Genomic DNA, 12,293 nt, shown 5'->3' with positions numbered 1-12,293 from the left:
GTCATCTGTTTCAGACGAACCCTTGTAGGGTTGAAGCTCCCGGTGCATCGCCCGCACCTTCGCGTAGGCGTCGGTTTCAGACGAACCCTTGTAGGGTTGAAGCCATCGGAATCCCGACTGCCTCAAGGTCCGCAAGAATGTTTCAGACGAACCCTTGTAGGGTTGAAGCGCACTCATCCTCGCGGCCATCCTCGGCTACGTCGTTTCAGACGAACCCTTGTAGGGTTGAAGCCAGAAGCCGGGCAACGATATCTCCACGAAACGCGGTTTCAGACGAACCCTTGTAGGGTTGAAGCCCGACGAAGCGACCTTAGGCAACACGATTGCGTCGTCCGTTTCAGACGAACCCTTGTAGGGTTGAAGCGCTCAGTTGGTCCCACAGGCCGACCCGCAAACCTAGTTTCAGACGAACCCTTGTAGGGTTGAAGCCTACCCGACTTCGACGGTGTACGTACTCGCCACCCGTTTCAGACGAACCCTTGTAGGGTTGAAGCGACTGGTTGCATGACCACTCGTTTACGCTGCCTGACGTTTCAGACGAACCCTTGTAGGGTTGAAGCTGGTTTTTGCATCTGTCCGCCGTCGGTCATAATCTCGTTTCAGACGAACCCTTGTAGGGTTGAAGCACATTTACCACCCGTCGGCGGACCCCGGCAGTCGGGTTTCAGACGAACCCTTGTAGGGTTGAAGCAAGCGAGCGGACCATGCGCGCGGTGAGACGCCGCGGTTTCAGACGAACCCTTGTAGGGTTGAAGCAGACTGACCTGTTGGTAGGCGTCTGAGATACGCTCGTTTCAGACGAACCCTTGTAGGGTTGAAGCGTCCGCTCTGACACTCCAGAAAAACTTAGAGAAGAGAGTTTCAGACGAACCCTTGTAGGGTTGAAGCTGTCCTGTCGGTCCTGTCGGAGTTCAGAGCTTGCAGTTTCAGACGAACCCTTGTAGGGTTGAAGCTGAAGCAGACTGCCGACTCTGAGGAGAACGAGGAGTTTCAGACGAACCCTTGTAGGGTTGAAGCGATTGGCCAGTGAACCTGTGGATTACTTCCGTGGCCGTTTCAGACGAACCCTTGTAGGGTTGAAGCTGCGGACACGCCCCCGGAGCCGCTGTCTCTGCTGAAGTTTCAGACGAACCCTTGTAGGGTTGAAGCGACCCACCGGCATGGGAGTGCGAACACTGCGGCGGTTTCAGACGAACCCTTGTAGGGTTGAAGCCAGACGGCCAGTCGCTGGTCATCAGCTACCAGTGGGTTTCAGACGAACCCTTGTAGGGTTGAAGCAGGAAATGGCCGACGAGTTCGGTTGCACAAAAACCACGTTTCAGACGAACCCTTGTAGGGTTGAAGCCTTGAGCAAGCGCTCCCACGCGAGGCCGCGGCCGACTGTTTCAGACGAACCCTTGTAGGGTTGAAGCGCCCGTTGAGCAGTTCGGTGGTGGCATCGGCAACTTGTTTCAGACGAACCCTTGTAGGGTTGAAGCATGCGAACGGACCTGATGGAAACGTCCCGTGTTGGCGTTTCAGACGAACCCTTGTAGGGTTGAAGCCCCGACCAGTGGAGCGAATCGGGCCGGAACGACCCGTTTCAGACGAACCCTTGTAGGGTTGAAGCAGTCAGTCCTCCCGGCGGGCCGTGATTGCCTCTTGCGTTTCAGACGAACCCTTGTAGGGTTGAAGCAACACGAACGCTATCTACAACGACCAGAGCGCGGGTTTCAGACGAACCCTTGTAGGGTTGAAGCACCGACAACGGAGACGGGACATGGAGCGCAGATATCGTTTCAGACGAACCCTTGTAGGGTTGAAGCCTCGATATCGACCACGCCGCCTAGCTCCGCGAGCGCCGTTTCAGACGAACCCTTGTAGGGTTGAAGCTCGTGGCCCAACATCCCCAGTGACCCGTGGCCGTGTTTCAGACGAACCCTTGTAGGGTTGAAGCGCCGAAAGGGCTCCCGGCGCCGGCGACCGTACTCGTTTCAGACGAACCCTTGTAGGGTTGAAGCCGGAGCATCTCATGATCGAGGCTCAGCGAGAGCGGATCGTTTCAGACGAACCCTTGTAGGGTTGAAGCGAGGCTCATGCGGTTCATGACGACCGCGACCACGGTGTTTCAGACGAACCCTTGTAGGGTTGAAGCGCGTCGGTCAGGTCGACGTTGATGATTTTGAGGTAGTTTCAGACGAACCCTTGTAGGGTTGAAGCAGCGCAAACGAGCCGCCGCGTATCGCCGAGAAGACGGTTTCAGACGAACCCTTGTAGGGTTGAAGCCTGAGCCGTGTATCACGAGTCCAAGACAAAATAGTGTTTCAGACGAACCCTTGTAGGGTTGAAGCTAGCCACGAACCAACACCCCCGATATCCGAGAACAGTTTCAGACGAACCCTTGTAGGGTTGAAGCATGCGGTGGCACGACGTCGACAGCTTCGGTGGGGACGTTTCAGACGAACCCTTGTAGGGTTGAAGCGGAACTGCGACGACAGCGGTCGGTCTCGTCTGCGCGTTTCAGACGAACCCTTGTAGGGTTGAAGCCTCGAAATCGAAGGCGAGGCGCTGGAGACGTATGGTTTCAGACGAACCCTTGTAGGGTTGAAGCAGGGGTCGTCTGTGGTCGTTCAGGGCGGCGGCTCCCGTTTCAGACGAACCCTTGTAGGGTTGAAGCATGCGGACGGACCTGATGGAAACGTCCCGTGTTGGTAGTTTCAGACGAACCCTTGTAGGGTTGAAGCGAGGACGGCGAGAAGGTCGCGGTTGGTACCGCGCTCCGTTTCAGACGAACCCTTGTAGGGTTGAAGCCGCTGTCGGGTCTGTCGCTCCCGCTGCTTCTGGACTGGGTTTCAGACGAACCCTTGTAGGGTTGAAGCGGGTGAAAATATAACATATGCTCACGCTAACCCGAGTTTCAGACGAACCCTTGTAGGGTTGAAGCACCCGACTCAATATCACCATCGACCGTCGTGGGAGTGTTTCAGACGAACCCTTGTAGGGTTGAAGCCGGAGCAACGTTTTAGCCGTATGCAGCGCTTACGTGTTTCAGACGAACCCTTGTAGGGTTGAAGCGAAAGCAACCGAATACAAACGGAGGAAGCGATGAGCGTTTCAGACGAACCCTTGTAGGGTTGAAGCCGACCTCGTGAACCCGGGTTACGTCGTCGACAGGCTGTTTCAGACGAACCCTTGTAGGGTTGAAGCCACCGATATTCAAATGTTGAACGCTGTTGCTACCGTGTTTCAGACGAACCCTTGTAGGGTTGAAGCCGCGACAACTACCTCGGCCGGGAGACGGACGAGATGTTTCAGACGAACCCTTGTAGGGTTGAAGCGCCCGTTGAGCAGTTCGGTGGTGGCATCGGCAACTTCGTTTCAGACGAACCCTTGTAGGGTTGAAGCACCGAGCCCGTCGAGCGTGGCCAGAAAGGCGGGAACGTTTCAGACGAACCCTTGTAGGGTTGAAGCGAAGACCTGGTCATCCGAAGCCAGTGTTATATCGATGTTTCAGACGAACCCTTGTAGGGTTGAAGCCGCATCCCGTCGCGTGGGCATCTGTGGGGCTACAAGTTTCAGACGAACCCTTGTAGGGTTGAAGCTCGTTGTTTGCCTCGGTGACGAGGACGTCAAGTATGTTTCAGACGAACCCTTGTAGGGTTGAAGCACGTTTGACGGACAGGTCCGAATCGGGCGCGGGACGTGTTTCAGACGAACCCTTGTAGGGTTGAAGCGTCCGTGGCAACACCGACGCCGCCGTGGACAGTACGTTTCAGACGAACCCTTGTAGGGTTGAAGCGCTCCGGGGTCGCCCGAGACCGTCATATTCCCCTCGCGTTTCAGACGAACCCTTGTAGGGTTGAAGCATTACCGGAGTCCACCCCGACCCCGGAGTACCCGATGTTTCAGACGAACCCTTGTAGGGTTGAAGCCGGGTTGGTTCGGTGCCGTATACTCGGCCACAAAGTTTCAGACGAACCCTTGTAGGGTTGAAGCTACCTGAACGGGAATTCCGTCGGCAGTGAGACGCTCGTTTCAGACGAACCCTTGTAGGGTTGAAGCACAAAGACGAAATCATCGCGCCGGAGGACCGCGTTTCAGACGAACCCTTGTAGGGTTGAAGCCAGACGTTCACGACGGTTATCGGCAACACCAGCGGGTTTCAGACGAACCCTTGTAGGGTTGAAGCGCGACGCGGTCATCGAGAACAACATCGGGCTGTTGTTTCAGACGAACCCTTGTAGGGTTGAAGCGAGCTGGAGGACGAGACCGGGCTCGGAGATATCGAGTTTCAGACGAACCCTTGTAGGGTTGAAGCTCGCTGAACGAATCTAAGTCTGAGTGGACCGACCAGGTTTCAGACGAACCCTTGTAGGGTTGAAGCAGATGTTGGCTCGGGCCGACGCATACGACGAAGAGTTTCAGACGAACCCTTGTAGGGTTGAAGCACTCGACGGACCAGCCGTTCGGGCGCGGCGACTTTGTTTCAGACGAACCCTTGTAGGGTTGAAGCGTGTTCAATCACGCTTTTGCGAACGAGGCGATGCGGGTTTCAGACGAACCCTTGTAGGGTTGAAGCCGCTCCGGCGTCGGCTCGCGGTTAAGTGAAAGGCTGGTTTCAGACGAACCCTTGTAGGGTTGAAGCCCCGGCTATGAGTTGGACGGGTCGTGACTGACTAGTTTCAGACGAACCCTTGTAGGGTTGAAGCGAGTCGCTGCCCCAGACGGTATCGCCGTCGTCACCAGTTTCAGACGAACCCTTGTAGGGTTGAAGCCGTGGTAGGCCGTCACTACCCATAAAGGTCAGGGCGTTTCAGACGAACCCTTGTAGGGTTGAAGCAAATGTCAAGCGATAAATTGACGAACATTATCATGGGGTTTCAGACGAACCCTTGTAGGGTTGAAGCCGGCAGGTCGTCATGGGCCGACTGGATGGTTTGGTGGTTTCAGACGAACCCTTGTAGGGTTGAAGCATCCCCGAGACTATCGGCGGCTTCGAGACACAGGTAGTTTCAGACGAACCCTTGTAGGGTTGAAGCACGTCGTCGCCGGCTTCAACGGGAAGGTCACTGGTTGTTTCAGACGAACCCTTGTAGGGTTGAAGCGCTCGGTGTGACGGGCGAGACGACGCTCAACGCGTTTCAGACGAACCCTTGTAGGGTTGAAGCATCTGGAGTCTGCGGCAGCGGAGCGGTGTGTATTTTGTTTCAGACGAACCCTTGTAGGGTTGAAGCGTTGACCACCAGCTTGTCCGCGTCAATCAGCCGCGTTTCAGACGAACCCTTGTAGGGTTGAAGCGGGTCAAGATAACCACAGACGGATACGAAGACACTGGTTTCAGACGAACCCTTGTAGGGTTGAAGCGAGTCATGGAGTCGCGGCAGCGGCTGGGACGACCGTTTCAGACGAACCCTTGTAGGGTTGAAGCGAGCATCAACACGTACCAAACCACTCGGAAAACGGGTTTCAGACGAACCCTTGTAGGGTTGAAGCATTATCCACCGGAGGCCTCACGACCGGCCCATGTGCGTTTCAGACGAACCCTTGTAGGGTTGAAGCTCGGTGAGGTCGCCACGCGGCGTGCGCATCTTCCGGTTTCAGACGAACCCTTGTAGGGTTGAAGCCCCACGCCGTCGACAACCCGATAGGCGTACTCGGTTGTTTCAGACGAACCCTTGTAGGGTTGAAGCCGTCGCCTGGACAAGCTCGTCGTCGACGTCCTCGAGTTTCAGACGAACCCTTGTAGGGTTGAAGCCGTACTTCTGTTCTTGGGCCTCTTTGAGGCTCCCGGGTTTCAGACGAACCCTTGTAGGGTTGAAGCCCCGTGTGGGATTATCTTTTGGCAGTCGTCGCACCAGTTTCAGACGAACCCTTGTAGGGTTGAAGCTTGGAACGTGCTCTCGATGCATGGATTCTGGATAGTGTTTCAGACGAACCCTTGTAGGGTTGAAGCGCTAATCGAGTCTCGAAGGATACCCAGCGCAATATGGTTTCAGACGAACCCTTGTAGGGTTGAAGCCATCATTGCAGTTTGGACAAACGTGATGTGGAATTCGTTTCAGACGAACCCTCGTGGGGTTGAAGCATCTACGAACACGGCCAGGGGACCATCTATGTCCTGCGTTTCAGACGAACACGTGCGGGATATCTACTATGGACCTCAGACAGTCGATAAATAAGACTGGTTTCGTAAATCTCGGGTGCGCTATAGAGTTGACTTTGTTATAGAACCCTCACTCGCGCCCTCCCTCGCCGGAACGAGGACGCTCTCGTTGGTCGCTGTGTTCCGGGGTACTCACTTCGTTGCGTTCCCGGGCTTTCACCCATCCGGCACTCGGGCGCTCGATCGGGATGGTCGTGCAGACCGCAACCGCCGAAGATGGGACCGCAGAGTGGGAGGTCGGTCGAGTAGCTGTTTAACCAACAAGGCGGGTGTATTCGGTTCAATGTTGGTTAAGGCGCGCGAAACTATCCAAACAGCGACGCTTGAGCAAACCAGAGAAAACAAACCGCAGCTCAGATACGGCGTATCGATTTCACGACCTCACGTCCAGTCACGCGCCATCGACATCCGTTCCAGACCGCCTCGACCCGTTCAAAGGTCCCATCTGACCTGGGCTCGAACTCAATCTTCCGCTTCGGGCCACGAACGGGCTCGTACACGAACCCCTTCGCATCAGCGACGGAGAGCTCGGTCATGCTTGGAGCCGGTGAATCGTGTCCTCGGAGCACTCAGAAACGGTCCGGTACACGTTCCAGTCGGTCAACCGCAGGTCTGCGGTGACGATGTCGACGACCGAGCGACCAGTGTCCTGTGCCTGTGCATCCACCGTGCCGACAGCTTTACTGTCGGTGCACTGCGTAGTTGCCATTGGTTCTGACTGGAACCACGCGCTTCGGTGTTCCAGCACCGGGGCGATTTCCTAAAGCGACGAAATCACCCGACAGCACGTTGGTTCCTATTCTATACATTGTATTTCCACCACCATAAATTTATTGTCGTACGGCAACTAAATACTGGCACTACAGATGTGTGCCAACCACGGGAATCAGCAAGTTTCCGATGAAGAACTGCTGGCGGCATTCGATGAAATCGAGGGGCCATTTGTCACTGCCAGCGAGTTAGAGGATATTCTCCCAATTACCCGGACAGCGATACACAAACGCCTCTGTACCTTAGAGGAGGAAGGCGAGGTTTTCAGAAAGAAGCCGACACAGCGTATGGTTGGCTGGTGGCGCGAAGAGGATCAGGAGTTTTCCGAGATATAGCGTCGTCCATCGTCAGTGAGCCACCAATTCCGAGTATCGGCAGCTTTCTTACTGTCCAGTAATCCATCCTCTTCCAGTTGGACGAGCCGCTTGTAGACACCTTGTCGAGACATATCCAGGGTATCAGTCAGCTCTGTCGGGTGCATAAATGGAGCCTCTTCTAATGCAAATTCCCGCAGTATATCGAGATCAGACACGGTCTTTTTACGACCTCTATCTCCCATCTTAGTGACCGTAGCTTTCGCAAACAAAAATTAGCATCGGAAGACTGACTGAGTCTACAGCCGTTTATTAGTTTCCAGACGGTAACTATTATAATGACTCAGCTATAATTTGCAGTATAGGCGACGAAACGAACCCGTCGCCCCCGCTACCCATGACCGAGACCGACCCCACCCACGAAGAGATGCATCGCCCGCCAGACCAGTGGTACGACTGCACGGGCTTCCAGCGGGACCTCCTGTTGGGCATCGCCACCCACGCCCGCCTCGGGCAGGACGCCTACGGCGCGGCCTTGCACGAGTGGCTCGAGGCCCGCTATCCCGACGACGTCAACCGCTCCAGAGTGTACACCAACCTCGGCCACCTCGACGAGACCGGCCTGGTCACACGCCGGCCGATCACCGACCGCAAGACCGCCTACGAACTCACCGACACAGCCCGAGAGTGTCTGGCGGCCCACGGCCGCCTCGTCGAGGAACTGGACCTGCCCGAGATGCTGCCCGCCACACCCATCGAGTAGCCCCGAGCCCGCGCCGTGGTCGGCGTCGCCCGGTTCGATTCCGGGCGCGGGCCATTCGCATGCCCCGATGTAGTGCCAACAGTAGCGACGCTGCAAAACGGGGCCGGTCACGAAGTGCCGGCCCACGAAGTGCCTCTGACAGCCACAATCGTGCCTGCATTCGTCTTGACTGGCACGGCAGTATAGTCTTTCTGACTGACAGGGACGGCGGGCGACCTCACTCCCACCAGCGGTTGGTCGGGCACACAGTACGCGGTGACCAGTACCCACGCAGTGGCTGGGGTGGAGACTGGCATCGGCGTCGTGTTGTCACCCACGTTGGAGAACTTTGCTGGCGCTCGCCACGTCGACGAGTGGCCGGATGTGACCAGCACCCGGCCGACGACACACGGGACGGTGACCCCTGGTGGGGGGCTGTCAGAGGGAAATTGTGGGCACGGGATCACGTCCCATTATCCCGGTCTGTGAGGATTCGTAATAAACTTTGTCGGGCGACATTCGGGAGGTGGCGGTGATGATCACCGCCGGTGATGTGGTCGTCTGTTCGGCCCTGGAGTGTCGGCCCCATCTGCTCGTGCTGGCGGCCGATGGCCCGCTCGAAACGGCACTCCTGGCCGACCTCGCTCGGGAGTCTATCCAGCGGCTGCACTATGGCGAGCCGGCGACGGTGGTCCAGGCGGTCCAGCGAGCCGACGACATCGCTACCTACCACGTACCCACCGTCGACGTCGCCCCGGCGCCGGCGTTCGGAGGTGCCCGGTGATGGACGCCGAGGAGTGGCGCCTGTGCTACGCGGTCGGCGGGCTCACCCACTACACAGAGTGGTGTGGGGAGTTCCATCGCGTGGCCGCCCTATACGAGCAGTACCAGCAGGGCCCCTACGCGAGCGCCGTCCGCATCGAGGCCCGGGAGGTGATTCGCGAGGCCGAGTGAGCCGAAACTTGAAGACCGATGCCGCGGCCACTCCGCGGCCAGCCCGCCCCGTGGTCGGTGGCGCCCGGTTCGATTCCGGGGGTGGGTCTCAGGGATGCCCGATAACAACTCCCCCGCCGACGAGGCACAGCGCGACAGTCACGAGGCCACGCTCGGGGCCCCACCCGAGACCGAACGGATCGAGCACACGGACGTCGGCGCCAGCGTCGAAGCCCGGCTCAAGCGTGGGACCGGCACCAGAGACGAGGATACGATCACGATCACCGCCCGGGGCGCGACGGCAGCAGCCGCTGCCCGGGAGTTCGAGTACCTGCTGGCGCAGTACGAGGCGGAGTACGGCGACCGGTGTCGGAACATCCAGCCCTCGAAAGACGGCGATGGGTAGCGGCCGCCAGGTGACCTGATCAGTGACGCCGCGGGCAATCCGCGGCCAGCCCACGCCGTGGTCGGGGTGGCCCGGTTCGATTCCGGGAGTGGGTCTCAGGGATGACCGACCAGTACTCCCACGCCGACGACGCACAGTTCGATGACCGAGACTCCGCTGTGGCGGCCGCACTCGGAATGGATATCGAGACGGGCGATGGGACCGGCCCGGACTGCGAGGCGCTCCTGGCCCGGCTCAGCGACCGTGACGTCGACCCTGTGGTCGCGACGTTGTTAGAGTCGCTTGTCCAGGAGCGCGAGCAGCTTCGGGAGCGCGTCGACGAGCTCGAAAACGAGGTCGAACGGACCCACGATATCGCGACCACGGCGAGTGGAAAGGCGGAGGCCAACGACAGTCGGCTTGAGGAGTTGGAGGAAGAGCACGACGAGACCCGGGACATCGCCAGGAGTGCCGTGGCGAAAGCACAACAGCTGGAAGCCGACGCCGACCAGCAGGAAGACGTGGAGAGTCTGCCGGAGGGTGTCGAACCCAGCTCCTCGCCGCTCGATTTTTTCGCGAACTGCCGCGAGACGACGGTCAAGGAGATCTTCGTCGAACGGAGTAATCGCCAGAACACCTACCGGGCGGTGAAGGTGGCCAAGCGCTGGCCGGAGTTCGGCACTGAACGCGTGGATGGCTCCGGGGTCTTCTTCACGAAATCGGATGTGAGGACGGCGTTGACCGCGGAGTTGGGAAAGCAGCCGCATGGACAGACGGTGAAGCGGGTGTGGTCCAAATTGCAAGAGTTGGGTGGGGACCATTTGCGGGTGAAGTCACGGCAGGTCGGCCGGGAGCAATCGGCGACGGAGATACTGGCGATGTCGATGGCAACGGCGGAGGCACTGCTCGAGAAACGCTATCTCGGCTTGGACCTCCTGGATGGTGATGCGGCCGCCACAGGCGGAGTCACCCCCGTTGTGACAGCTGCCGACGGGTGTGCCGTGTGACGATAGGGAATTAGCAGCGGAAACAGTGGTGTGTGGACACGTCGGCACGTGCCCTGCCGACGTCGACGCCTGGCTCCGTAGCTGCAGCAGGCGGGAACCGTCCCGCGTTGGCAAGAACAAGCGACAGTAGACAACACGGGGACATCCTCGTGACCGCCCAATACACCATCACAACACCTGTGACCCTGCCGAATGCAGGATTAGGCTTATACCAGTGGCCCTGTTATACTCAGCTATCATGGGACAGCGCAGACAAGCACCGACAGCCGAGCAGGTCGCAGAATCTGCAGGCGGCGATATCGAAACAGCCGAACAGGCGCTGCTCGCTGTCCAGTTCGACGACGACCCAGACGAATAGACTCGTGGCGGCCGACGATCCGGATTTTGCGTACCAGCTACAGACGCTTGCGGAGGCGACTGTCTCTCCAGATCGCCGACTCAGTGACACGGATCGGACGCGACTGAGCGCTGCCAAACGGACGGTCGACCAGAACTACTACGAGCTCGACGAGTACATCGATGGCGATCTGGCCACGAACCCGATCTTTCTGTGCCACCAATCGAACCGGCAAGAGGAAGCCTTCGAAGTGCTCCGGCTGCTGCACAACTATCTCTCGTCACTGTATTCGTTCAACGAGACAGTTCGGGTCCTCTTCAATCGCCAGACAGCCTCCCAATATACACTCACACAGGGTGATTTCACGCCAGCATCGGGCGGGACGACCAAGTCATACTATGGCCGGAAACTGGGCTTTCTCCGCGGATTGCGAACAGATTTCCAACATGGCGGCTTCTCTTGTCTCTCGTTCGAGAAAGCCGGCGAACTGGGTGCGTTCGGCGGCTATCATATCGTCTTCGACGAGCCCGCCTTCCTGCAGGAGAGTGGGCTCAATGAGCCAAGCCGGTTCCTTCGCGATTCGAACGGGCAGGAACAACGGCATCCACTCTGTTATCTTGGTCAGTTTCAGCAAGACACGCTGCAGGCGTTCTACGACGACACAGTGGCATGGTTCGAGGATGTCTGAGAGACACCGGATTGCGCGGTGCCGCTGACTCACTGGAGTCTGGATTGGGGGTGTCGGTGCCCAAACAGCTTTGTCACAGCCGTCTCCAGAAACACAGATGGTAATTGACGAAGCTGTGAGCGCCTTGGAGGCGTGACCATCGTGCGCCCAGCGTCTATGTCACAGGAGATCGGCCTCGTCAGTTGCGTCAAGACCAAACAGGACCAGCCAGCCCCACCGAAGGCCCTCTACACCTCCTCGTACTTCCGGAAGATGCGGGCCTACGCTGAACAGTACCACGACGACTGGTGGATTCTCTCGGCCAAACACGGCCTGCTAGCGCCTGACGGCCCGTCCATCGAACCGTACGACGAGACACTATCGGGCGCTCCGGTCGCACGGAAACGAGAGTGGGCCGATCAGGTGGCCGCCCAGCTGGCCGAGCACGGACTGCTCTCGGAGGACGTGACGCTCGTCTTGCATGCGGGGAAGGACTACTACGAGGAACTCCTCCCGAGGATCGAGGACAGCGGCGTGACAGTCGAGATACCGACCGAGGGATTGGCCATCGGCGAGACGCAGGCCTGGTACAATGAGCAGTTGTAAGCAATCCCACTACTTACAGTACACTCCCTACCAGAATTACACAGATAGCCGAGCCAGTCACGAGAAAATTAACTGTCAAGAACCTTCTCTTACAGTCGTTGATACGCTCATTCTTTTTTGAAGAGTTAGTGTACAGTTCTAGAAAATCCTCATCGAACTCGGATTCACTCTTTTGCACTTTCGAATATATTTGCCCAGGATGTTGAAGCGGTCGGGAATACTTTCCCCAGAGCCGATGTCCAAAAACGATCCCAGAGTACGATAACAGGGCTGAGAGTAACAGGAGTATCTGAGCCCAAAACTTACTATAGCCATCACCGAAATCCGGCAGAGTAGCAACCACGGTAAGGAGTAGAGAATTCAATGCTAGAAGGCCACTTATTTTCGTA

The 12,293-nt window shown here is 57.8% G+C and carries 10 protein-coding genes and 1 CRISPR repeat array (1 of these 11 running past the window's edge); of the genes, 8 read left to right on the top strand and 2 right to left on the bottom strand.

Annotated elements, in window-relative coordinates; all coding sequences use genetic code 11:
• Positions 1 to 6,064: direct repeats of the CRISPR family, unit length 30 nt; unit sequence GTTTCAGACGAACCCTTGTAGGGTTGAAGC; it reaches 57 nt to the left of the window's first position.
• Between the two features lie 431 nt (positions 6,065 to 6,495).
• Together EGD98_RS20895 and EGD98_RS18850 are read right to left on the bottom strand one after the other, a co-directional pair.
• On the bottom strand, positions 6,496 to 6,678 hold the full coding sequence (locus tag EGD98_RS20895; RefSeq protein ID WP_236039635.1) for a hypothetical protein: 183 nt from the start codon (positions 6,676 to 6,678) through the stop codon (positions 6,496 to 6,498).
• On the bottom strand, positions 6,675 to 6,851 hold the full coding sequence (locus EGD98_RS18850) for a hypothetical protein (protein WP_220589900.1): 177 nt from the start codon (positions 6,849 to 6,851) through the stop codon (positions 6,675 to 6,677). The genes EGD98_RS20895 and EGD98_RS18850 overlap by 4 nt, the downstream gene beginning before the upstream one ends.
• Positions 6,852 to 7,008: 157 nt before the next feature.
• Between EGD98_RS18850 and EGD98_RS18845 the strand changes: the two genes are divergently transcribed.
• The 8 genes from EGD98_RS18845 to EGD98_RS18810 all read left to right on the top strand — a co-directional run bounded on the left by EGD98_RS18845 (position 7,009) and on the right by EGD98_RS18810 (position 11,904).
• Entirely contained in the window at positions 7,009 to 7,248 is a 240-nt protein-coding gene (locus EGD98_RS18845) for an HTH domain-containing protein (RefSeq protein WP_220589899.1), read from the top strand.
• Positions 7,249 to 7,624: 376 nt separating this feature from the next.
• The gene (locus tag EGD98_RS18840) at positions 7,625 to 7,990 is read left to right on the top strand and encodes a helix-turn-helix transcriptional regulator (protein WP_220589898.1); all 366 of its coding nucleotides are present in this window, start codon (positions 7,625 to 7,627) and stop codon (positions 7,988 to 7,990) included.
• 514 nt (positions 7,991 to 8,504) lie between these two features.
• A complete protein-coding gene (locus EGD98_RS18835; protein ID WP_220589897.1) occupies positions 8,505 to 8,753 on the top strand; it encodes a hypothetical protein in 249 nt (82 codons plus the stop codon).
• A complete protein-coding gene (locus EGD98_RS18830; protein ID WP_220589896.1) occupies positions 8,753 to 8,923 on the top strand; it encodes a hypothetical protein in 171 nt (56 codons plus the stop codon). Before EGD98_RS18835 ends, EGD98_RS18830 begins: the two co-directional genes overlap by 1 nt.
• Before the next feature lie 94 nt (positions 8,924 to 9,017).
• Positions 9,018 to 9,308, top strand: coding sequence for a DUF7389 domain-containing protein (locus tag EGD98_RS18825; RefSeq protein ID WP_236039633.1), 291 nt, complete (start codon positions 9,018 to 9,020; stop codon positions 9,306 to 9,308).
• 101 nt (positions 9,309 to 9,409) lie between these two features.
• Positions 9,410 to 10,294: a hypothetical protein gene (locus EGD98_RS18820; RefSeq protein ID WP_220589895.1), complete on the top strand. Its 885-nt coding sequence runs from the start codon at positions 9,410 to 9,412 to the stop codon at positions 10,292 to 10,294.
• 362 nt (positions 10,295 to 10,656) lie between these two features.
• Complete coding sequence (locus EGD98_RS18815; RefSeq protein ID WP_220589894.1) at positions 10,657 to 11,319, top strand: hypothetical protein; 663 nt, start codon at positions 10,657 to 10,659, stop codon at positions 11,317 to 11,319.
• A gap of 156 nt (positions 11,320 to 11,475) precedes the next feature.
• Positions 11,476 to 11,904, top strand: coding sequence for a DUF6884 domain-containing protein (locus EGD98_RS18810; protein ID WP_220589893.1), 429 nt, complete (start codon positions 11,476 to 11,478; stop codon positions 11,902 to 11,904).
• Positions 11,905 to 12,293 lie beyond the last annotated feature (389 nt).

The organism is Haloarcula salinisoli, assembly GCF_019599405.1.
Taxonomy (GTDB): domain Archaea; phylum Halobacteriota; class Halobacteria; order Halobacteriales; family Haloarculaceae; genus Haloarcula; species Haloarcula salinisoli.
This window is presented reverse-complemented; position numbering and strand designations above follow the sequence as displayed.

What these genes read in the sequence shown, in the direction of transcription:
- EGD98_RS20895 (WP_236039635.1), bottom strand. Translation starts at nt 6,678, where the DNA reads ATGACCGAGCTCTCCGTCGCTGATGCGAAGGGGTTCGTGTACGAGCCC.
- EGD98_RS18850 (WP_220589900.1), bottom strand. Translation starts at nt 6,851, where the DNA reads ATGGCAACTACGCAGTGCACCGACAGTAAAGCTGTCGGCACGGTGGAT.
- EGD98_RS18845 (WP_220589899.1), top strand. Translation starts at nt 7,009, where the DNA reads ATGTGTGCCAACCACGGGAATCAGCAAGTTTCCGATGAAGAACTGCTG.
- EGD98_RS18840 (WP_220589898.1), top strand. Translation starts at nt 7,625, where the DNA reads ATGACCGAGACCGACCCCACCCACGAAGAGATGCATCGCCCGCCAGAC.
- EGD98_RS18835 (WP_220589897.1), top strand. Translation starts at nt 8,505, where the DNA reads ATGATCACCGCCGGTGATGTGGTCGTCTGTTCGGCCCTGGAGTGTCGG.
- EGD98_RS18830 (WP_220589896.1), top strand. Translation starts at nt 8,753, where the DNA reads ATGGACGCCGAGGAGTGGCGCCTGTGCTACGCGGTCGGCGGGCTCACC.
- EGD98_RS18825 (WP_236039633.1), top strand. Translation starts at nt 9,018, where the DNA reads ATGCCCGATAACAACTCCCCCGCCGACGAGGCACAGCGCGACAGTCAC.
- EGD98_RS18820 (WP_220589895.1), top strand. Translation starts at nt 9,410, where the DNA reads ATGACCGACCAGTACTCCCACGCCGACGACGCACAGTTCGATGACCGA.
- EGD98_RS18810 (WP_220589893.1), top strand. Translation starts at nt 11,476, where the DNA reads ATGTCACAGGAGATCGGCCTCGTCAGTTGCGTCAAGACCAAACAGGAC.